Source organism: Sinorhizobium chiapasense (assembly GCF_036488675.1).
Lineage (GTDB): Bacteria > Pseudomonadota > Alphaproteobacteria > Rhizobiales > Rhizobiaceae > Sinorhizobium > Sinorhizobium chiapasense.
The window spans coordinates 483,708-503,687 of sequence record NZ_CP133152.1; the positions used below are offsets into that span (position 1 = coordinate 483,708).

Annotated in this window: 20 protein-coding genes; 14 read left to right on the forward strand and 6 right to left on the reverse strand. The window is 61.3% G+C overall.

Annotated elements, in window-relative coordinates; all coding sequences use genetic code 11:
* Nucleotides 1-54 precede the first annotated feature (54 nt).
* From RB548_RS26950 to RB548_RS26965, 4 genes are all read right to left on the reverse strand, one after another.
* Nucleotides 55-1,002 (reverse strand): glycoside hydrolase family 19 protein, encoded by a 948-nt coding sequence (locus tag RB548_RS26950; RefSeq protein WP_331376811.1) that lies wholly within the window; start codon nt 1,000-1,002, stop codon nt 55-57.
* A gap of 22 nt (nt 1,003-1,024) precedes the next feature.
* The gene (locus RB548_RS26955) at nt 1,025-1,417 is read right to left on the reverse strand and encodes a hypothetical protein (protein ID WP_331376812.1); all 393 of its coding nucleotides are present in this window, start codon (nt 1,415-1,417) and stop codon (nt 1,025-1,027) included.
* Between the two features lie 572 nt (nt 1,418-1,989).
* Complete coding sequence (locus RB548_RS26960) at nt 1,990-2,379, reverse strand: hypothetical protein (protein WP_331376813.1); 390 nt, start codon at nt 2,377-2,379, stop codon at nt 1,990-1,992.
* 321 nt (nt 2,380-2,700) lie between these two features.
* On the reverse strand, nt 2,701-3,747 hold the full coding sequence (locus RB548_RS26965) for a glycoside hydrolase family 25 protein (protein WP_331376814.1): 1,047 nt from the start codon (nt 3,745-3,747) through the stop codon (nt 2,701-2,703).
* A 287-nt stretch (nt 3,748-4,034) separates the two neighbouring features.
* Between RB548_RS26965 and RB548_RS26970 the strand changes: the two genes are divergently transcribed.
* Nucleotides 4,035-4,583: an iron transporter gene (locus tag RB548_RS26970; RefSeq protein WP_331376815.1), complete on the forward strand. Its 549-nt coding sequence runs from the start codon at nt 4,035-4,037 to the stop codon at nt 4,581-4,583.
* 228 nt (nt 4,584-4,811) lie between these two features.
* Nucleotides 4,812-6,212 (forward strand): 4Fe-4S binding protein, encoded by a 1,401-nt coding sequence (locus RB548_RS26975; RefSeq protein WP_331376816.1) that lies wholly within the window; start codon nt 4,812-4,814, stop codon nt 6,210-6,212.
* A gap of 67 nt (nt 6,213-6,279) precedes the next feature.
* On the opposite strand, the gene RB548_RS26980 is transcribed toward RB548_RS26975, so the two are convergent.
* The gene (locus RB548_RS26980; RefSeq protein WP_331376817.1) at nt 6,280-7,341 is read right to left on the reverse strand and encodes a LacI family DNA-binding transcriptional regulator; all 1,062 of its coding nucleotides are present in this window, start codon (nt 7,339-7,341) and stop codon (nt 6,280-6,282) included.
* Between the two features lie 283 nt (nt 7,342-7,624).
* On the opposite strand from RB548_RS26980, the gene RB548_RS26985 reads away from it, so the two are divergent.
* From RB548_RS26985 to RB548_RS27035, 11 genes are all read left to right on the forward strand, one after another.
* A complete protein-coding gene (locus RB548_RS26985; protein ID WP_331376818.1) occupies nt 7,625-8,914 on the forward strand; it encodes an amino acid ABC transporter substrate-binding protein in 1,290 nt (429 codons plus the stop codon).
* A gap of 74 nt (nt 8,915-8,988) precedes the next feature.
* Complete coding sequence (locus RB548_RS26990; RefSeq protein ID WP_331376819.1) at nt 8,989-9,738, forward strand: ABC transporter ATP-binding protein; 750 nt, start codon at nt 8,989-8,991, stop codon at nt 9,736-9,738.
* Entirely contained in the window at nt 9,738-10,466 is a 729-nt protein-coding gene (locus tag RB548_RS26995) for an ABC transporter ATP-binding protein (protein ID WP_331376820.1), read from the forward strand. Before RB548_RS26990 ends, RB548_RS26995 begins: the two co-directional genes overlap by 1 nt.
* 10 nt (nt 10,467-10,476) lie before the next feature.
* The gene (locus RB548_RS27000; RefSeq protein WP_331376821.1) at nt 10,477-11,355 is read left to right on the forward strand and encodes a branched-chain amino acid ABC transporter permease; all 879 of its coding nucleotides are present in this window, start codon (nt 10,477-10,479) and stop codon (nt 11,353-11,355) included.
* Nucleotides 11,355-12,398, forward strand: a complete 1,044-nt coding sequence (locus tag RB548_RS27005; protein ID WP_331376822.1) for a branched-chain amino acid ABC transporter permease — start codon at nt 11,355-11,357, stop codon at nt 12,396-12,398. Before RB548_RS27000 ends, RB548_RS27005 begins: the two co-directional genes overlap by 1 nt.
* A 75-nt stretch (nt 12,399-12,473) precedes the next feature.
* Entirely contained in the window at nt 12,474-13,247 is a 774-nt protein-coding gene (locus RB548_RS27010; protein WP_331376823.1) for a glutathione S-transferase family protein, read from the forward strand.
* Nucleotides 13,248-13,274: 27 nt separating this feature from the next.
* On the forward strand, nt 13,275-14,201 hold the full coding sequence (locus RB548_RS27015; RefSeq protein WP_331376824.1) for a dioxygenase family protein: 927 nt from the start codon (nt 13,275-13,277) through the stop codon (nt 14,199-14,201).
* 11 nt (nt 14,202-14,212) lie between these two features.
* Complete coding sequence (locus RB548_RS27020) at nt 14,213-14,965, forward strand: SDR family NAD(P)-dependent oxidoreductase (protein WP_331376825.1); 753 nt, start codon at nt 14,213-14,215, stop codon at nt 14,963-14,965.
* Nucleotides 14,965-15,843, forward strand: a complete 879-nt coding sequence (locus RB548_RS27025) for a BKACE family enzyme (RefSeq protein ID WP_331376826.1) — start codon at nt 14,965-14,967, stop codon at nt 15,841-15,843. The genes RB548_RS27020 and RB548_RS27025 overlap by 1 nt, the downstream gene beginning before the upstream one ends.
* A 29-nt stretch (nt 15,844-15,872) precedes the next feature.
* Nucleotides 15,873-16,877 carry a quinone oxidoreductase family protein gene (locus RB548_RS27030; protein WP_331376827.1) on the forward strand — a complete coding sequence of 335 codons (1,005 nt, stop codon included), beginning with the start codon at nt 15,873-15,875 and terminating at the stop codon, nt 16,875-16,877.
* Between the two features lie 10 nt (nt 16,878-16,887).
* Nucleotides 16,888-17,220: a cupin domain-containing protein gene (locus RB548_RS27035; RefSeq protein WP_331376828.1), complete on the forward strand. Its 333-nt coding sequence runs from the start codon at nt 16,888-16,890 to the stop codon at nt 17,218-17,220.
* A gap of 67 nt (nt 17,221-17,287) precedes the next feature.
* Here RB548_RS27035 and pepT read toward each other — a convergent pair whose 3' ends face one another.
* On the reverse strand, nt 17,288-18,520 hold the full coding sequence (gene pepT, locus RB548_RS27040; RefSeq protein WP_331376829.1) for a peptidase T: 1,233 nt from the start codon (nt 18,518-18,520) through the stop codon (nt 17,288-17,290).
* A 379-nt stretch (nt 18,521-18,899) separates the two neighbouring features.
* On the opposite strand from pepT, the gene RB548_RS27045 reads away from it, so the two are divergent.
* Entirely contained in the window at nt 18,900-19,961 is a 1,062-nt protein-coding gene (locus RB548_RS27045; RefSeq protein WP_331376830.1) for a maleylacetate reductase, read from the forward strand.
* Nucleotides 19,962-19,980 lie beyond the last annotated feature (19 nt).

Below are 19,980 nucleotides of genomic sequence, written 5' to 3' on the forward strand. Positions count from 1 at the left end.
AGATTTCTGATCGGGTGACGCCCGGCGTGGAATGCCGGGCGTCACCCTCATGAACTATGCGGCGCGGGGTTCCGCTTCCTCACTGCCTTCGAGGTACTCGGCGTCTGGGTCAGCAAGCTGCCGGCGGCGAGACAGGTCGTCGGAGTTCGAAAGGGCAAAGTAAACGTCCGCAATCAGTTCAGATATCTTGGAGGGATCGAGCTTGTTGTTGCTCACGAACCCGGTCACGATCTCGGCGGTCATCTGCAATATCGGATCCGGCTGTGCCGCGTCATTGTCCATCGTCCCGACAGGGAGCAACGGAGCCCTGGGTGTCTCCGTGAATTCCGAGTCGCCGTCATAATGGGCTGCGGCGATCGGGAACGCCGAACGCGCGCCGATCCCTGGCACAAGTTCTGGCGCTAAGGCAGCCTCCAGCCCGCCTCTGACGGGCACAACGAGCCTGAGGGCTCCAAGAAACCTTCCGTGATACCGCGCGATCGCTTCCGCAATCCCCGGTTCGTACCCGTTGATGATGGCGCGCGCTCCAACAGGGTCGTTTACGTTGTGCTTGAAGTATCGCGCCAAGCTATGCCGACCGCGGCTGTCGCCTCGAAACCAACCTTCCCCCATGCCAATAAACATGATGGCAGCTGCATAGTCCGGCCGCAGAGCCAGATCGGGGTTGCCGACCAGATTGTCGCCGACATGCTCTCCGGCGCTGCGATAGTTATCCCGCCAGGTTAACTGGACATATCCACGCCCGTAGTAGGGATAGTAACGAAGGTTGCGCCGTCGCCAGGCTTCGGAGAGCCAATATGCCTCCTTTACCGGCGTCATCTGTCGGGCCGTTTCGTGGAATGTCGTGGCAAGCATATAGGCCAGCCAGCGCGGGTCGCCGTCGGGCAGTCTCTGCTCCCACTCGTCGAGTATGGCCGACATCCCGTCCACTTGACCTTGAGTCAGCCGGCCTCCGAACATTGGCCGAACCTGATTGAAGAAGAATGTGCGATCGAATGGCATTCGTGCCTCCTATGTTCAAGGCTCACTTGAGAGAACAGGACATCGGTGATTGGAATCCGAATGCGTTGAGCGTTGCGCCCAATGTCTCGCGGTTAATGACAATGGCGGCGGAGGTTGGTTGAAGACCGGGGTTGTTGCCTCGGAGCCGGTCCGAGTAGGCGATGATATGGCCCTGGGAAGAAATGATGCTGTCGGCTTTCCCTTCCCAGCACCCGCTATATGCACATACCGACATATCTTTGGTGCTGGTATTGACCACACCGCCAGCAGGCGTGAAGTCCTCCGAACTCTCGCATTTGTCGGAGTTGCAGTGGATTTCGAACTCTCCGTTGCTGCATGAATAGTCGCCCGATGCCGCGAGGGCATCGAGAGGCGAAAGTAATACGATCGTTGCCGCTAAGTGAACTTTTCGCATGATGACCACCCCAAAGTGTTGTTTCGCCTTGTTCCAAGTGGTCGCGAGTTCTCTCCCGCGCCATGGACTTCCATGCGTGTTCGATAGTCAGGGTTTAAGCATCGAAAAATCAGCGATTAGGCGCGGGAACAAAATGCATTTCGGCCGAAACGTGCGCCGACTTACATCAAGAGTCACGCGGAGCCTGTTCAGCTCCCCGAGCGCTAACCGAACTTTATAAGCTACTAACGACGTGTCTTTGACCGTCGTGTGACCAAATAAATCGCCCAAGTCCTGGTCCAAGACCCGCTCGGCAGTCACCCAAGTATTGTCAGTATTCTTCAACGGTAGCTTTCATCATACCGCATAGACGCTCTGACGCTTGTTACATCTGTAACATCTCCGATCACGGTTGGCGCGAGCATCGTTTGTTCGAGGCTCGTTTCGCCAGGGGCTATTTTCTCATACCGAAAGGAGAGGGCGGGCCGTGACTATGCAACTTGTGCGCGGCAATCCGATGCTCTTGCCGCGGAATTTCTGCCAGCAGCCTTAAAGTTCCGGCGCCTGGTTGCGGTTACGGCCCGAGGCCGCACTCACATGACCAATTGCCCGGCCATGTCCTTGGTTAGCAATTCCTTGTCCTCGCGAACCTGTTTTGCCGTCTCGGCTGCCATGTCCGAGCCGATCTCCGCAATGCGCGCAGCCTCGTCGGAATAGTCGAGAACTGCGTTCTGCCAGAAGCTGCAATAGAGGTCGAAGGTTTCGTTCAAGTGGTCCGGCGAGAGCAAGTCCTCGAGTAGCTTCAGGTCCTGCTCGCGTCGGCTCTTCAGGAAATTCAGCATTTCGACCTGATAACGCAGCGTCATCCTCACGGCCTCTGCCTGGAAGCGCCCCATAGAGAGAAGGTATTTCGCACCATCGGCCATCACCGGCCAGCTTTGCGTCGGTAAGGGGGGCGTGGGGGTTGCGATCATGCTGGGCATCGACACGACTCCTCGTTCTAGGGCTCGTCATTCGTCCGGTCGGCAAGCAGGCCCCGAACGGTCCGCCGCTTTGCCGAAAGAGCGTAGAAGGGACTTTCATCGAGCCATCAGTCTACGTCGAAACGCACTGCGTTTCGAAAAAAAGTTAAGCCGAGGCGTTCTTTCTATCCTTGATCCGTATCAACCTGCCCTACGACCCGGGAGAAATGCCCGCAGGCCGTCGGCCCCAACAGCTTTTATGGCGACGCCGGAGATGCTGTTTTTCCGTCGGATTTTGCGGGGGCACGACTAAGGAGGAGGTCCTGTTTCTGATCGGACAGGCTAGTCGCGGCTCGCCATGCTGGACCCTGCAGCCACCCAGCGATGCCAGTCGTTCTCGCTACCGTGGAACACGTTGAGGTCAATCCTGCCGTCGACGCCGTGCGAAAGGCCGGAGCCGGAATATTGCCAGAAGAGCCATTTCCGTCCCGGATAGACCTTGGACGGGTGAGCGGCCACCGAGCGCAACCAGAATGGATGGTTCGGGAAGGCGCCCTTCAGATTGTCGCGATAGAAGTCCGGCGCGGTGTAGATGATCGGGCGCTGGCCGTAGTACCTTTCCAGCTTGTCCATGAAGACCTGCATCTTTTCCAGGACCCGTTCGCGCGAGGGGCGCCTCTTGCAGCTCGACTCGCCGTTCCACTCGACGTCGATGACCGGGGGCAGGGCGCCGGCTTCCCTCGGCACGTTGCGGATGAACCAGTCGGCCTGTTCGCCGGCCGTCCGGCACCAGTAGAAGAAGTGATAGGCGCCGCGTTTCAGCCCGGCTTCCTTGGCCCGGCGCCAGTTCTTCTTGAACATCGGATCGAGATGATCGCCGCCGTCGGTTGCCTTGATATAGGCGAAGTTCGCGCCCTGCGTCCGCAACTTCGCCCAGTTGATGTCGCCCTGCCAGCGTGAAACGTCGACGCCGTGCACGGCAAGTTTCCTCGGAGACCGCGAGCCGAAATTGATCGGCTTGGCGTCGCGGAAGCGATGGCTGTAGACCTGTCCCCGCGTTGGCGCCTCCTCGATCGCGGAATTTTCCGGAGTGATGAGAGCGATCGGTCTTTCCGAAGGCACGGGCATGCCGGTTGTTCTGGCTACGGGCACGAAGGCCTGCGGCTCTGGAGCCGGCCCCACCCAGGCCAGCATTTCCTGCGGCGGCGCAGTTTGCGAAGCGGCCGTGCCGACATTCGCGGCGGGCATGGGCGCAAGCGGCCGTGCAACGGAGCTCGTCGTTTCCCGTGACGGTTGCTGAGCCGCAACCCTATCCCGATTGGAACTGAATCCGCAGCCCGACAAAACGAGGCCGGCAAGGAGGACCACTGGCACAGTTGAGAGACGCATAGGAACCCGTACGCAAGACTTTCGGTGACAGCGGAACAGCCGTCGAACCCACTGACGGGAATTGCTAACGGAAAATTACCAAAAAAGACTGAATCCGATCTTTGCAGACGTCGGATTTGTCCATGTGAGCGAGACGCGACGAAAACGTCGAGAAAGCGGTCGCCTGAAAACCGGCACGTGAGTTGTTTGCTCCAGCGCAATGATCTTCAAATATCGCGCGCATAAAAGGTGAGAAAACAACTCATAAATAAGAGCCAGCTGGCTCGTTCCCCGGAAGGAAATCGCGCATGAATTGCCTCAAATTGCTCCCGATTGCATCGGCTGGCCTCCTCGTCACGGGAGTCTCGTTGGCGTCGGCGGCAGAATATCGGATCGGCGATCCGCAGTTGCGCCACGGCATGGAGATCGCTGCCGTCTACCTGCAGCCGATCGAGATGGACCCTCCCGGCATGATGCTGCCGGCGGCTGAAGCCCATATCCATCTGGAGGCGGACGTCCACGCCGCGGCCGATAACAAGAACGGCTTTGCGGAAGGGGACTGGGTGCCCAACCTCCACGTGGAATATCGCTTGACCAAGGCTGACACCGGCGAGGAGACGGCTGGATCCTTCATGTCCATGGTGGCGAGCGACGGTCCTCACTACGGCGACAACGTCAAGCTGATGGGGCCGGGCAAATACAGGCTCGAGCTGACCATCCACTCGGAACCGCAGGAAGAGACTGCCCATTTCGGCCGCCACGTCGACAAGGAAACAGGGGTCGCGCCCTGGCCGGAGGCATTTTCCGTCGAATATGAATTCACTTACGCCGGCGTGGGGAAAAAGGGTGGCTACTAGAGCCTGTCGTCCCACGGCGTGAGCGGGGCGGCCGATCGTGACGATAGGCTCCGCGCCCAACTGCCGGGGAGGCCGCGCGAATAGCATCGCCGCGCGGCCTCTTTGTTTCCGTAATAGCAATGTCCGGAACAACATGGCGCCTCTTCTCCAAACTTTCTTGTCTCGCGCCGGGCCTGCGGTGCTGCTCGGAGAAACGCGGACGAACCGGGCGAGGCGGCGGCACGTCGCATGACCACGACTGTCTTCTTGTCGCGGCCACAGAGCGATGTCTGGCAGCGGATCGGTGACTGGCTGGCGCAACATCAACGGCAAATCCGCTGGATCCAGTGGAGTGTCGTCGCTGTCTATGCGGTGCTGCTCGTCGTGCCGGTGTTTTTGCCGATGCCCGGCAACGCCGCGCATATATGGGACGATTTGACCCGCTTCGCGCAGTTTGCGTTCTGGGGCATATGGTGGCCAATGGTGCTGTTTGCGACGGTGCTTGTCGGACGCGTGTGGTGCGGGCTTCTTTGTCCCGAGGGGGCAATTTCCGAATTCAGCAGTCGGCACGGACGGGGAGGCGGCATACCGCGATGGGTCAAATGGAACGGATGGCCGACCCTCGCCTTTGCCAGCACGACGCTCTACGGCCAGATGGTCAGCGTCTATCAGTATCCGAAACCGGCGCTGCTGGTGCTCGGCGGTTCGACGCTGGCCGCCGCCGCGGTGGGTTATCTCTACGGCAAGGAAAAGCGCGTGTGGTGCCGCTATCTCTGCCCGGTCGGCGGGGTCTTCGGCCTGTTCGCCAAGCTCGCGCCGCTCCATTTCCGCGTCGATCCGGAGGTCTGGCGGGAGACACAGCGCGCAGGGCTGAAACCGGGCCCGGTCAACTGTGCGCCGCTGGTGCCGTTGAAGACCATGCGGGGCGCAAGCGACTGCCATATGTGCGGCCGGTGCAGCGGATTCCGCGGAGCGATCCGGCTCGCGCGCCGGTCGCCCCTTAATGAGATAGTACATGTGGCGGGGGAACATCCGAACCCGTGGGAAACGGTGCTGATCGTCTTCGGGCTGATGGGCGTTGCTCTCGGCGCCTTCCATTGGAGCGTGAGCCCCTGGTTCAACGCGGCAAAACAACGGGTTGCCGAATGGCTTGTCGAGCGCGGCGTGCTGTGGCCGCTGGAGATCTCGCCGCCCTGGTGGGTACTGACGAACTATCCGGAGAGAAATGACGTATTGTCTCTGCTCGATGGGACCATCCTGATTCTCTACGTGCTCACGACGGCGCTCGCCGTCGGGCTCGCAATCACGCTGCTGCTTGCGCTTGCCACGCTCTGCCTTGGTCGCTGGAACCCTGCGCGGTTTCATCATCTGGCGCAAACGCTGATCCCGCTCGCGGCCGCTGGCGTCTTCCTCGGACTGTCTGCGCTGTCAGTCACGCAGCTTCGGATGGATGGGATCGATCTGCCGTGGGTCGCTGAAGCGCGGGCGGCAATGCTCTTCCTTGCAAGCGGCTGGTCCGGCGTGCTCTGCTGGCACGTTACAGGGCTTTATTGCAAGCCTTGCGGGCGCCGCGTGTTGGCGCTCGCGAGCGTCGGGCTCGCCGTCGCGATCACAAACACGGGCTGGTTCCTGTTCTTTTGGGGCTGGTAACCAGACGCCGACTTGTCCCACGCGTGCATGCGGCCCCGCGGCCGACCGAAGTCGGAGCGAAACGGAATCAATTCGAGCCGGCCATCCCGCGCCGGTTCCTGGCGTCAAAGACCGGCGCCGTGCTCTCGCGCACGACGAGTTCGACGGGTAGTACGGTTTCGATGTCGACGCCGGGCGTCTCGGCATTCATCAGCCGCAACAGAATATTCGCCGCCGCCCGTCCGGCGCCGTGCTGCTGGATCCTGACGGTCGTCAGCTTCGGTCGGATGAGTTCGAGAAGCGGCATGTCGTTGAAGCCGGTGACGGAAACCTGGCGAGGGCAGTCGATGCCGCGTTCGCGCAGTGCCTCGATTGCGCCGAGCGCCAGTCGGTCATTGGCGCAAAGCACCGCCGTGAACGGTTTCCCTGAAGAGAGCAGGGCCGCCAGGCATCGGCCACCCTCCTGTTCGTCGAAACGGGTGGCGGTGACGATCAGTTCCTCGTCGACGGCGACGGAAAGATCGTCCGCAGCTTTGCGAAACGCCGCGAGGCGCAACTGCCCGGTCGAAAGCTCCTGGGGGCCGGCGATATGCGCGATCCGTTCGTGTCCGAGCTGGCGGAGATGCCGCAGCATCTGACAGATGCCCGCGTCTTCGTCGCTGATGACATAGGGTATGTCCGAGTATTCCACCTTGCGGTTCAAGGTCACGACCGGAAGCCCGTCCTGGGCCGCCTTGGCGATCGATGGGTCGCTTCGCAACACGGCGGCATGGATGATGCCATCGACACCGCGATCGCGCAGAACGTCCAGGAGCCGTATCTCCCGGTCTCTGTCGCTATCGGTGTTGACAATGATCGAGGCGTAACCGAGTGGCTCCAGTACGCTCTCTATGCCGCGCAGGATCGGCGGGAAGATGAGGTTGGTGATATCAGGGATCATGACGCCGACGCTCATCGTCCGGTTGGTCCTGAGACCCGCCGCAATCCTGTTTGGCCGATAGCCGAGCGCGTCCGCCGCTGCCTGGATGCGCTTGACGACCTCTTCCGTGATGTTCTTGCGCTCGACCGGATCGAGTGCACGCGAGACGGTGGAGACGTGGACCCCCGTCTCGCGCGCTATATCCTTGAGAGTAGTTCTCTTTTTCAGCATTTTCCGTGCCCCGACACGAACGCCATTCTACAGCGGGACGGCAAAGAAGCAATCGATTGCACAATCTTCCTTGACGCTTGACAAAGGTCATGTTAACAGTTCTATGCAATCGATTGCATTCATGTTGCATTCATGCGCAAGCGGTTCGGTTGGCGGACCACGGTCGTTTCTTGCGGGAAGAGGAGTCTTCGCAAGAAAATTGCGGGATGGCTGCCGCCCTTATTTTTTGGCGCCGCGTGCAATCGATTGCAGGCAGTTTCGCGATGGAGAAGGAGGAGCATCAGTGAGACTTGGAAAAACTCTCGGACGGTTTCTGGCGGCAACGACCGCCCTGGCGCTTGCGGCCACGGCCGCTCGGGCGCAAACCCTGAAAATAGGCGCATCCTTGCCGATCACCGGTGGCCTGTCGGTCAGCGGCGAGAAGCATAAGCGCGGATATGAACTCTGCACCAAGCTGATCAACGAAGCCGGCGGCATTCTCGGTCGCCAGGTCGAACTGGTGGTGAGCGATAATCGCTCCGATCCGGCGACCGCGATCAACCAGTACGAGCGGTTCATCAACGTCGACAAGGTCGATGCTGTTTACGGCACGTTTTCGAGCCGGCTGACCTTTCCGGTCGGCAGCATTCTTTCCAAATACAATATGGTCCACGCCGTTCCCTCCGGCGGCGCCTTGCGCATCTACGAGCAGGGATACCGCAACCTCTTTTATTTCCAGGTCAGCGCGGCGGAATACACCGGCAAGGACGTCGTTGCCGTAATCAAGGATCTCATCCCTCAAGGGCAGGGTCCGAAGACCGCGGCAATCGTTTCCGCCGATGACTTCTTCGCCAATGCGATTGCGGCGGGCCTGCTTGGCGAAAAGGTCAAGGATCCGGCAACCGACAAGGAGATTGCCGATCTCGCTCCCGGGTATCTCGCCGACGCCGGCATCAAGGTCGTCATGCAGGAGAAATGGCCGGAAGAAGGCTTCAACGACTGGCTGAATCTCGCCAACTCGATCAAGCGCTCCGGCGCCGAGATGATCATCGGCCTGACAGCGTCAGCCGAGGAGGCGGTGCAGCTCACCCGCAGCCTCAAAACCGTCGGCGCGACGCCGAAACTCGTCTATCTGAGCCAGGGCGCCCAGACGGAATTCATCGAGGGTGTCGGCGAAAACGCCGCCAACGGCGTGATGATCCACACGACCTGGCACAAGGACGTGCCTTTCGAAAGCACGCTTGCCGGCAAGCCCTTCAGCAATGCCGATTTCGTCAAGGCGTTCGAGGCGGAATACGGCGTCGAGCCGGATGAGGACAGCGCCATTCCGTTTGCCGTCTGCCAGGGGATCGAGCAGGCGATCAACGGCGCCGGCACCACCGACAACGCCAAGATGGGCGAATGGCTGCACGCCCGCATCAACGACGATCCGGTGCGCACGGTTCTCGGCCGCTTCACATGGGACGAGCGTGGCCTCGCCAAGGACAAATCGCACATCATGACGCAGTGGCAGGACGGCAAGCTGAACTTTGTCTATCCAACCGGCGAGTTCGAAGGCGTCGTTCCGTTCAACTATCCGAAGGCCGGCTTCTGAGCGCATCGGGACGCGGGCATGAACCCGCGTCCGGACCGCAAGAAATCGTGTCGAGGAAATGGGAGGTCGGGCGCATGCTCGAAGTGAAGAACCTTTGCAAGCATTATGGGGGTATCAAGGCCGTCGACGGCGCGACATTCGCCGTCGAAAGGGGCTCGATCACTGCCCTGATCGGGCCGAACGGCGCCGGCAAGACGACAGCCTTCAATTGTATCAGCCGCACGGTAACGCCGACGTCCGGCGAAGTCTGGCTCGATGGCGCGCGGATCGATCAATTGCGGCCGCACAAAATCACCGCGAAGGGCCTCAGCCGCACGTTCCAGATCTCCCGCAACCTTTCCGACATGACGGTCATCGAGAATGTCATCGTGCAGTCTCGCGTGGACGGCATTCGCGGCATGTTGCGGCCGGCGATGAGCGCGGAAGAAAAAGACAAGGCAATGGCCATCCTCGACTTCCTCGGTATCACCCGCATCGCCTACGAGGACGGCCACAACCTCTCCTACGGCCAGAAGAAGCTGATGGACCTGGCAGCGCTCCTGATGTCGGATCCGAAGATCATCCTGCTCGATGAGCCGGCCGGCGGCGTCAATCCGACCCTGATGGAGGAGATCATCGGCCACATCCGGGCGCTGAACGAGAAGAGGGGCCTCACGGTCCTGATCGTCGAGCACAACATGGACCTGATCATGCGGCTCTCCCACAAAGTCGTGGTCATGGCGCAAGGCCGCGTGATTTGCGACGGACCGCCGGAGATGGTTCGCAAGGACCCGCAGGTGCTTGACGCCTATCTCGGCGGTGTCCTCGAAGAGGAGGCTGCCTGATGACCGAACTGCTCCAGGTCACCAACATCACCGCCGGCTATGGCGACGGACCGGCCATTCTCGACGGTGCGCATCTGACCGTCGAGCCCGGCAAGGTCCATTGCATCATCGGGCCGAATGGCGCGGGCAAGTCGACGTTGCTGAAGTCGATCTGCGGCATGCTGACCATCCGCAAGGGCGATGTGATTTTCAAGGGCAAGCGCCTCAATGGGATGCGGCCGGATCAGATTCTGCGCGAAGGCATCTGCTTCGTGCCGCAGGAGCGGGCGCTTTTTCCCAAGATGACCGTGCGCGAGAACCTGCGCATGGGCGGGTTCATCCTCAATAATCAAAAGGAACTCGATCGTCGCATCGACGGCATTCTGGAGCGCTTTCCGATCCTGCGCGAGCGTGCCGACCAGCATGCCGGCACCATGTCGGGCGGGCAGCAGCAGACGCTCGCCATGGCTCGCACGCTGATCATCAAACCTGCGATCGTCATGCTCGACGAGCCATCGCTCGGGCTGGCACCGAAGGTGATCCAGGAGATGTTCGACATCATGAAGATGATGTCGGCCGAAGGCGTCACCGTACTGCTGGTCGAGCAGAACGCCCTGATGGGGCTCAAGAATTCCGATTGGGGCGTCGTGCTCGACCTTGGCCGCACGCTGTTTGAGGGCCCGGCTGCCGACGTGCTTGCCGATCCGCGCATCCAGGAACTCTACCTTGGCGGCAAGAAGGCCGCCTGAAGAGGGAAATATGGCAGACATCCTTCAGATATTGATCCTCGGCCTGGCTCTCGGCGGCGTCATCGCCCTGATGGGATCCGGCCTCTCGCTCGTCTTCGGGGTCATGCGCATCGTCAATCTCGCGCATCCATCGCTGATTATCGCCGGTGCTTACATCGCCTACTGGGCCTTCAAGGGTCTCGGCATCGATCCGATCGTGATGCTGCCGGTGTCGGCGGCCATAATGGCGGCGATCGGCGTCCTGGTCTACCGCCTGATGTTCGAGAAGGAGACGAAGAGCGCCAAATACTCGGAAATGACGGTGCTTCTGACCTTCGCACTCGCAATGATGGCGGAAGGCGTGCTCGGCGGCCTGTTCACCAACACCCAGCGTGTCACGTCACCCGATTACGCAACGGATGCCTTCTTCATCGGTGACCTCTTCATCCCGAAGGGACAGCTCTATGCGGGCCTCTTGTCGCTCGCCATCATCGGTGCGCTCACGCTTTTCCTCAAATATTCACGGCTTGGCTATGCCATCCGCGCCACCACCCAGAACCGTGAGGCGGCTGAGCTCCTCGGCGTCAATGTCAATTTCATCAGCATTCTCGCCTTTGCGATCGGCATCGGCTTGGCAGGAGCCGCCGGCTCGCTGGTGAGCTTCGTCTTCAGCTTTTTCCCGGCCAAGCATTGGGAATGGGTGGCGATGCTGATGTCGGTCGTGGTGCTCGGCGGCATGGGCAGCATTCTCGGCACCGTTGTCGCTGCTTTGTTGCTGTCCGTCGTGGCTGCCTTCGTCGGCACGTGGATCGGCGCCACCTGGTCGACCATGACCTTCTTCCTCGCCCTTTTCCTCATCCTGCTGATCCGTCCCCAGGGTCTGTTCGGCGAAAAACCGGAGATGGCATGATGGCCGTTACCCTTCAACAATCGAGCGCCAATTCCGTCCTCGAGGCACGTCGTGCGCATAACGAGAAACTTGCCCGCCGTGCCGATCAGACGAGAGTGACCTGGTTTCCCTTGGCGCTGCTGGCGATCCTTCTGGCCCTGCCGCTTCTGCAATTCGTGGGTAATTACAATTACGTGCTCCATCTTGTCCTGTTCACCGCCTCCTACGTGGCGATGGCCTCGGGATGGAACATCCTCGGCGGCTTTGCCGGTTACGTCTCGCTGGGCCACAGCGTGTTCTTCGGCGTCGGAGGCTATTTCGCCGGCATGCTGCTGGCGCGCTACGGCATCTCGACAATCATCACGGCGCCTCTTGCCGGCCTCGTCGCGGCTGTTCTCGGCTACCTGGTTGGTCTGGTCACGCTCAAGGTGCGCGGCCCCAGTTTCATCATCTCGTCCATCGCGCTTCTGATGATCGCCCGTATCCTGTTCGACAACTGGGAGTTCGTCGGCGGTGCCAACGGCCTGACGCTGCCGACCAACGACCTGCCCGTGCAGTGGGCAAAGCTTCCCTATTACTACGCGATGATCGCGATCGCGGCCTTCACCGTCTGGGCGACCTACCGCATCAAGCACTCCAAGTTCGGCCTTGGTCTCAGGGCGATCTCGAAAGACGAGATCAAGGCGGAAAGCGCCGGCATCGACACCCGCTTCTACAAGGTCATGGCTTTCGCCCTCTCGGCGTTCTTTGTCGGCATGGCGGGCGCGGTCTGGGGTGAATATCTGACCTATCTCCGCCCGAATATTTTTCTCTTGATCCTCATTTCGGCAAACCTCGTGCTGATGTGCATCCTGGGAGGCAAGGGCACGATTGTCGGGCCGGTCGTCGGCGCCATCCTGATCGTCGCGCTCAACGAGCTCTTCGTCGCCACGATGGGCGCCTCGGAGGTCAATATTCTCGGGACCGGCCTGGTGATGGCGGTGGGTCTCATCTTCTTTCCGCTCGGGCTAGTCGGCACGCTTGCGAAGAAAGGCAAACTGCCACGCGTGCTCAACTGGGACTGAGCGCCAGCGCCGCCCGAGCGGCCGTTCCTGAACCTCATCGATTGAGCCTTGCCGGAATGGCGAGAGGAGGAAGTCATGTCGGAATATGCACTTTACAACGCGCCGCAATCCACCTGCAGTCAACGGGTGCGCTATATGCTCCATGCCAAGGGGAGGACCTTCGAGGAGCACAAGCTGGACCTTTTCAGAGGCGACCAGCTGAAGCCTGAATACCTCGCGATCAATCCGAACGGATTGGTTCCGGCACTCGTCCATCACGGCGCCGCTGTGATCGATTCCTCGGTGATCATGGAATATCTCGAAGACATCCTCGGCGACGTCGCGCCCCTGCGGCCGGAGGATCCGGTCAAGGTCGCGCGTATGCGGGCGATGATGCGCTACATCGACGAAGTGCCGACGCCGGCCGTGCGCGTGCCGTCTTACAACCTGGCCTTCCTGCCGCATTACCAAGCGATGACGGAGGAGGAATTCCTGGCGGTATGCGAGAGCAAGCCGCTGCGCCGTGAGTTCCTGATGAAAATGGGACGCACCGGCTTTCCGCAATCGGAAATGGATGAGGCGCTCGCCCGCCTGCAACGCGGGGTCGACCGCATGGCGCGCTGGCTCAACGAAAGCGGCGGGCCATGGCTGATGGGCGAAGACATGACGTTAGCGGACATCGCCATCATGCCGGTCATCGTTCGGATGGACGACATCAATCTCGGCCGCCTTTGGGACGGAGCTTCCGCGATCGCTGCCTGGCTTGATCGCATTCGCGCGACCGAGGCCTTCCCCAAGACCTATTACCACGGCTCGCTGCTGACGGAGAAATATCCACATCTCCAGGCCTTGAAAACAGCGGCGGCCTGAACGCCGGCAAACGACAGGAGAAGCAGGATGCAACATGTAACAGTCGAGCCGAAACTCATCGAAACCGTCGCCGACGTGACGCCGACCGTCTTGGCCGCGATGTCGCGCACATCGGACCAACGGCTCAAGCAACTGATGGACTCGATGGTGCGCCATCTCCACGAATTCATCATCGAGACGCGACCGACCGAGGAGGAATTCGAATACGGACTGCGCTGGATCGCGGCACTCGGCCACCACACGCACGAGACCAACAACGAGGTGGTGCTTGCAGCCGACGTGGTCGGCGCCTCGACGCTGATCGACCTCATCAACAATGACGGGATGCAGGGCGAGACGATGTCGGCACTGCTCGGCCCTTTCTATCGCGGGCAGGCGCCGGCCTGCGAACGCGGTGACTGCATTGCGCGCTCCGATACACCCGGTTCGACGCTCTATTTCAGGGGCAGCGTCACGGGCGTCGACGGCAAGCCGATTGCCGATGCGAAACTCGATGTTTGGCAGGCGTCCCCCGTTGGACTTTACGAAAACCAGGACGCGGAACAGGACGATTTCAATCTCCGCGGTGTGTTCCGCACGGACGCCGACGGACGTTTCCACTTCACCTCGGTGAAGCCGGCCGGCTATCCAGTGCCGACGGGCGGCCCCGTGGGCGATCTTCTGCGGGCACAGCGACGCCATCCGATGCGGCCTGCGCACATCCACTTCATCGTCTCGGCACCAGGCCACAAGACATTGATCACCCAGATCTTCTCGGACACGCCGCAGGCGCTGGTGACGGACGTGGTCTTTGGAGCCAAGACCCAGATCGTCGGCAATTTCGTCGAGCATACCAAGCAGCATCCCGACTATCCGGAGACGCCGCTGCCTTTCTATAGCTGCGAGTACCAGTTCAAGCTGGTCGAGGGCGAACCGACCTATCCGGTTCCGCCGATCTCCGGCAGCAAATCGTGAGGGCGTCGATAATGAGCTTGTCTGATGCCCTGACGGGGAAAGTTGCAGTCGTCGCCGGCGGGTCCGGCGGCATCGGGCGGGAAGCCTGCCGCCTGTTCGCCGAGGCGGGTGCTCGGGTCGTGGTCGGTTACCGCTCCGGAAAGGAGCGGGCCGAGGCGATCGTCGCAGCCTTGCCGGGCGAGGGACATCTCGCCCTGCCGGTCTCGATCGAGGACTCCTCGACCATCAATGCGTTTCGGGACAGCACGCTTGTTGCGCTCGGTCGCGCGGATATCCTCGTGAATACCGCCGGCGTGACGAGCCCGGTCGCCCATGCCGATCTCGACGGTCTGACCGATGAACTGATCGACCAGATTTTCGTCAACAACTGGCGGGGCGTTTTCTCGACCGTGCGCGCCTTCGCACCGGCGCTGAAAGCGAGTCGTGACGGGCTGATCGTCAATGTCTCGTCGATCGCCGCCTTTACCGGCGTCGGCTCGAACATCGCCTACTGCGGTGCCAAGGCCGGGCTGGACCTCATGACCAACTCGCTCGCACGTGCGCTCGCACCGGATATCCGCGTCATGGCTGTCTCTCCCGGCGTCGTCGATACGGAATTCGTTCCGGGCCGCGGCCAGGAGTTCAAGGAGAAGGCTGCGGCCGCAACGCCGCTCAAGCGGCTGACGACGCCTACGGACGTCGCAGAGGCGATCCTTGCCTGCGCCACGCATTTGAAATTCTCGACGGGCACCCGGATCGTCGTCGACGGAGGGAGGCACCTCTGATGCAGCCGAAAGTCATTATTACGTGCGCCGTCACCGGCAATCTGACCACCCGGGAAAACCACCCCGGCCTGCCGGTAACCCCGGAAGAAATCGCCAACTCGTCGCTCGAGGCGGCCGAAGCGGGGGCGGCCGTGGTTCATATCCACGTGCGCGATCCTGAAACGGCAAAACCGTCGATGGAGATCAAGTATTATCGCGAGGTGATCGAGCGGATCCGCGCAAAGAACGACGCGGTGATATTGAACGTCACGACCGGGCCGGGTGGTCGCTATCACCCGAGCGACGAGAACCCAGCGGTCGCCGGTCCCCGTACGACGCTGATGCGCCCGGAGCGGCGCGTCGAACATATTCTCGAATTGAAGCCCGATATCGCGACGCTCGACCTCAACACGATGACCTTCGGCGCCGAGGTCGTGATCAACACGCCTGGCAACGTCAAGATCATGGCCGACCTCATCAATGGAGCCGGCGTCAAACCGGAGCTCGAGGTCTTTGATACCGGCGATATCCAGCTCGCGCAGGATCTTCTGAAGGCAGGCGTGCTCAAGTCTCCGGCAATGTTCACGATCGTCACGGGTGTGAAATACGGCCTGCCGTCGACGACCGACGCAATGGCGCTCGCGGCGCGGATGTTGCCGCGTGATGCGGTCTGGACCGGCTTCGGCGTCGGCCGCATGTCATTCCCGATGGCAGCCCAGGCTTACCTGCTCGGCGGACATGTCCGCGTCGGCCTCGAAGACAACTCATACATCGCCAAGGGCGTGCTCGCGAAAGGCAATGGCGAGCTCGTCGAGCGTGCCCGCGACATCGTCGAGAAGCTGGGCGGGCAAATCGCCAATCCGTTCGAAGCCCGAGAGATCCTGCAGTTGAAGGCCTGAGCGGCCGCATCCATGAAAAGGGGAATGCCATGAATATGCTGACTGATACGAAGGTCGCGAAAGCGCTGCGCGTCTCGCAAGCCTCCGCCGATCTCGACAATCTGCGGATCGACGTGGTCGACGTCAGCGTGCCGCGACCCGGACCGGGGCAGGTGCTGGTCGAGATCGTGGCGGCGGGTGTCAACCCCAGCGACGTCAAGGCCTCGCTCGGCCACATGCCGCACGCGGTCTGGCCGCGCATCCCCGGGCGCGATTTCGGCGGTATCGTGCGCGAGGGGCCGAAATCGATGATCGGGATGGAGATCTGGGGCGGCGGCGGTGAACTCGGCATCAGCCAGGACGGAAGCCACGCCAAATGGATGGTCCTCGACCAGAAGGCGGTGCGCGAAAAGCCCAAGAATTTCACGATGGAGGAGGCCGGATCGATCGGCGTTCCGTTCATCACCGCCTATGAGGGCCTGCGTGAGGCGGGCGGCGTCCAACCGACCGACGTCGTCCTGGTCTGCGGAGGCAACGGCAAGGTCGGGCAGGCCGCGATCCAGCTTGCGACCATGGCAGGGGCCAAGGTTTTCGCCGTCGAATACAACGACCAGCCATTGCTCGGCCACACCAACGCGCCGGTTGAGATGCTGAACAGCAGCCGTGACGACGTGGCGGCGATCATTCGGGAAAAGACCGGTGGCCACGGTGCGGACATCGTCTTCAATACGGTCGGCAGCCCCTATTTCGAGATCGCCAACAAGGCGATGGCGAAACAAGCCCGGCAGATTTTCATCTCGACCTTCGATCGCGCCGTGCCGTTCGATATCTTCAACTTCTTCCGCGGCCGCCACAAATATATCGGCATTGATACCTTGGCGCTCTCCTCGGTCGAAGGCGCGCGCATCTTCGATCGGCTGAAGCCGAAATTCGAGGAGGGCTTGTTGAAGCCTTTCCCGATCAACCCGGCCACCGTCTACGGCCTTGCCGACGCAGCCAAGGCCTATGCCTCGGTGCTGCGCGGCACGCCGGACCGCGTCCTCCTGAAGCCGTGAGGGTTCGCGGATGCAGGTGACCCTCTATCGGGAGGCAAGACCTTACGAGGCAGCGGAGCACTACGATATGCGCTGCCTTCGTCTCCAGGGGAAGGAAGCGACCGACACCGATGCGATCTGGATCGGTCTGTCGCACCTTCTCCCAGGGGCGCGCACGTCGCTGAAGGACGCACCCGTCGAGAAGATCTACGTCGTCCTTGCCGGCGAGGTAACGATCGAGACGCAGGATGAGACGGTAACGCTCGGCTATCTCGACAGTTGCCGCCTTGCGCCGGGCGAGGCGCGCGCGCTGTCGAACCGAACCAATGCCCCGGCATCGGTGCTGCTAGCGATGCCGACGTAAGCTCGACAAGCGGCCGGTTCGAGATGCCGGCTGCTTGCACCCGTCGTCGGAGCCGAAGCAGGGTGGATTACGCGCGCTCCGCCCAGATTTTGGCCAGTTCGACGAGCGTGTTGACGCTTTTCTCCATGTCCTGCCGGCTGATCCATTCGAGCGGTGAATGGAAGGCATGCCCGCCGGCGAAGATGTTGGCGCAGGGTAGGCCCATATAGGAGAGCCGCGAACCATCGGTGCCGCCCCGGATGCTGCCGCGCACAGGTACCATGCCGGCGCGCCGGATCGCCTCGACGGCGTTCTCGACGATCTGCGGATGGCGATCGAGGATCGCCTTCATGTTGCGGTACTGCTGCTTGACCTCGAACGCGTAGCTGGAACCGGGAAAGGCCACCATCACGTCTGTCACGATGTCTTCGAGCATCTTCTCCTTGACGGCAAGGCCGCCTTCTTCGAAGTCGCGGATGATGAAGTCGAGGGTGGCCTTTTCCATCGAGCCAGTCACCCCGATCGGATGGATGAAGCCATCCCTGCCTGCCGTCGTCTCCGGCGCAATGCCCTTTGGCAAGCGGTCGATGATCGCGCCGACGATCTTGATGGCGTTCTCCATCTTGCCTTTGGCGAAGCCTGGATGGATGGCGACGCCCTGAATGGTGATCTCGACGCCGTCGGCCGAGAAGGTTTCGTCCTCGATATGGCCCGCCGTTTCGCCATCCACCGTATAGCCGAACTCGGCTCCCAGCTTCTTGAGGTCGGCCTTGTCGACACCCCGCCCGATTTCCTCGTCCGGCGTGAAGAGAAGCTTGATCGTGCCGTGCCTGATGTCCGGATTGTCGACGAGGACTTGCGCGGCCGTCATGATTTCGGCGAGCCCGGCCTTGTCGTCGGCGCCGAGCAGCGTCGTGCCGTCGGTGGTGATGATGTCGTTGCCGATCTGGTTGCCAAGCTCGGGATTGTCGCTGACGCGAATGAGCTGCTGGGGATCGCCGGGAAGCCGGATGTCGCCGCCGGCATAGTTTGGCACCACTTGCGGCTTGACGTTGGTGCCGGTGAAGTCGGGCGCGGTATCCATGTGCGAGCAGAAGCAGATCACCGGTACCGGCTTGTCGACATTCGACGGGATCGTCGCATAGACGTAGCCGTGCTCATCGAGATGCGCATCGGCAAGCCCGATCGCCAGCAATTCCTCGACCAATATCCGGGCAAGGTTCTTCTGCTTTTCGGTGGAGGGTTGCGTCGACGACTTGGGATCCGATTGGGTGTCGATGACGACATAGCGGAGGAAGCGATCGGTAACGGTGTCGGTCATGGCGGGTCCAATCTGTTCATCAGCGTTCAGACCGCTATAGCCTTCGCCAGCCTTTCCGTGAATGCATTTTTTACCGCACTGGGATTCTGGTCCGGTCCTGGGCGTAAAAGCGACGCCGTCGGGATGGCGTCTGCTGCCTTCACGTATTTGACGATACTCGTCAAAGAGCCGCCGGAACAGGGAATCTTGTGCTCGTTCGCGCCGAAGGAAAGCCGATATCTTGAAGAAGAGTAGGTCGGGTCCACTGGCACTGATTTTCAGCGCGGCGAACTCGTGCGAGATTGTTGCGCTACAATCTCCGCGGTCGCATGACAGGCCGGTATTCTGGCGGCGTCGGGATTTTTCTTTGTGATGGCTCGCGCAAAGCAGGAGCGGAACCATGAACCGCAATTTCATTTATAGCGGCAGTCCCGCTCATATCGTCTTCGGCGAGGGGAAAAGCGCCCTTGCCGGGAAATGGGTGGAAAAAATCGGCTGCAGGAAAGCGCTCGTGCTCTCGACGCCGCGGCAGCAGGCAGATGCCGAAGCGCTGGCGGAGCGCTTGGGACGGCTCTCCGCCGGCGTTTTTGCTGGCGCCGTCATGCACACGCCGGTCGAGGTAACCGAGAAGGCGATGGAGATCGTTGCGAGAACGAGTGCCGATTGCGTCGTTTCGTTTGGCGGCGGCTCGACCACCGGACTCGGCAAGGCGATCGCCTATCGGACCGACCTGCCGCAGATCGTCATTCCAACGACCTATGCGGGCTCGGAGGTGACGCCGATCCTCGGCCAAACGGAGGCCGGCCGGAAGACGACCGTGCGTCATCCGAGCATCCTGCCGGAAGTCGTGATCTACGATGCAGCGCTGACGCTGGACCTCCGGGTCGGCATGAGCGTCAACAGCGGGCTGAACGCTATGGCGCATGCGATCGAGGGGCTTTACGCTGAGGACCGAAATCCGATCTCGACGCTGATCGCTATCGAGGGGCTGCGCGCCTTTAAAACCAGCCTGCCGAAAATAGTAGAAGCTCCGCGCGACATCGCAGTGCGAGCCGAAGCGCTCTACGGTGCCTGGCTTTGCGGCACGGTGCTGGGAACCGTAGGCATGGCGCTGCATCACAAGATCTGTCACACGCTCGGCGGCACCTTCGACACACCACATGCCGAAACGCACGCGATCATGCTGCCGCACACGGCCGGCTACAATGCGGTCGCGGCCCGGGAACTACTGGCTCCGATCGCCGACATCTTTGGTGGGTCGGTCGGCGGGGGTCTTTGGGATTTCGCCAGGGAAATCGGCGCGCCGTTGGCGCTAAGAGAACTTGGCTTGAGCGAGGCTGATCTTGATCGGGTCGCGGAGATCGCCACGGAAAATCCCTACTGGAATCCGCGGCCGGTCGACCGGCGATCGATACGTGCTCTGTTGCAGGACGCCTGGGAGGGCAGGCGACCGCCACGATGAAAATACTCTGGACCAAAAT

Bases quoted from the DNA above. Each gene is read 5' to 3' on its own strand.
- RB548_RS26990 (WP_331376819.1), top strand. From the start codon at position 8,989: ATGCTCGAAGTGAAGAACCTTTGCAAGCATTATGGGGGTATCAAGGCC.
- RB548_RS26965 (WP_331376814.1), bottom strand. From the start codon at position 3,747: ATGCGTCTCTCAACTGTGCCAGTGGTCCTCCTTGCCGGCCTCGTTTTG.
- RB548_RS26950 (WP_331376811.1), bottom strand. From the start codon at position 1,002: ATGCCATTCGATCGCACATTCTTCTTCAATCAGGTTCGGCCAATGTTC.
- RB548_RS27020 (WP_331376825.1), top strand. From the start codon at position 14,213: ATGAGCTTGTCTGATGCCCTGACGGGGAAAGTTGCAGTCGTCGCCGGC.
- RB548_RS27025 (WP_331376826.1), top strand. From the start codon at position 14,965: ATGCAGCCGAAAGTCATTATTACGTGCGCCGTCACCGGCAATCTGACC.
- RB548_RS27005 (WP_331376822.1), top strand. From the start codon at position 11,355: ATGGCCGTTACCCTTCAACAATCGAGCGCCAATTCCGTCCTCGAGGCA.
- RB548_RS27030 (WP_331376827.1), top strand. From the start codon at position 15,873: ATGAATATGCTGACTGATACGAAGGTCGCGAAAGCGCTGCGCGTCTCG.
- RB548_RS27000 (WP_331376821.1), top strand. From the start codon at position 10,477: ATGGCAGACATCCTTCAGATATTGATCCTCGGCCTGGCTCTCGGCGGC.
- RB548_RS27045 (WP_331376830.1), top strand. From the start codon at position 18,900: ATGAACCGCAATTTCATTTATAGCGGCAGTCCCGCTCATATCGTCTTC.
- RB548_RS27010 (WP_331376823.1), top strand. From the start codon at position 12,474: ATGTCGGAATATGCACTTTACAACGCGCCGCAATCCACCTGCAGTCAA.
- RB548_RS26995 (WP_331376820.1), top strand. From the start codon at position 9,738: ATGACCGAACTGCTCCAGGTCACCAACATCACCGCCGGCTATGGCGAC.
- pepT (WP_331376829.1), bottom strand. From the start codon at position 18,520: ATGACCGACACCGTTACCGATCGCTTCCTCCGCTATGTCGTCATCGAC.
- RB548_RS27035 (WP_331376828.1), top strand. From the start codon at position 16,888: ATGCAGGTGACCCTCTATCGGGAGGCAAGACCTTACGAGGCAGCGGAG.
- RB548_RS26980 (WP_331376817.1), bottom strand. From the start codon at position 7,341: ATGCTGAAAAAGAGAACTACTCTCAAGGATATAGCGCGCGAGACGGGG.
- RB548_RS26955 (WP_331376812.1), bottom strand. From the start codon at position 1,417: ATGCGAAAAGTTCACTTAGCGGCAACGATCGTATTACTTTCGCCTCTC.
- RB548_RS26975 (WP_331376816.1), top strand. From the start codon at position 4,812: ATGACCACGACTGTCTTCTTGTCGCGGCCACAGAGCGATGTCTGGCAG.
- RB548_RS27015 (WP_331376824.1), top strand. From the start codon at position 13,275: ATGCAACATGTAACAGTCGAGCCGAAACTCATCGAAACCGTCGCCGAC.
- RB548_RS26970 (WP_331376815.1), top strand. From the start codon at position 4,035: ATGAATTGCCTCAAATTGCTCCCGATTGCATCGGCTGGCCTCCTCGTC.
- RB548_RS26960 (WP_331376813.1), bottom strand. From the start codon at position 2,379: ATGCCCAGCATGATCGCAACCCCCACGCCCCCCTTACCGACGCAAAGC.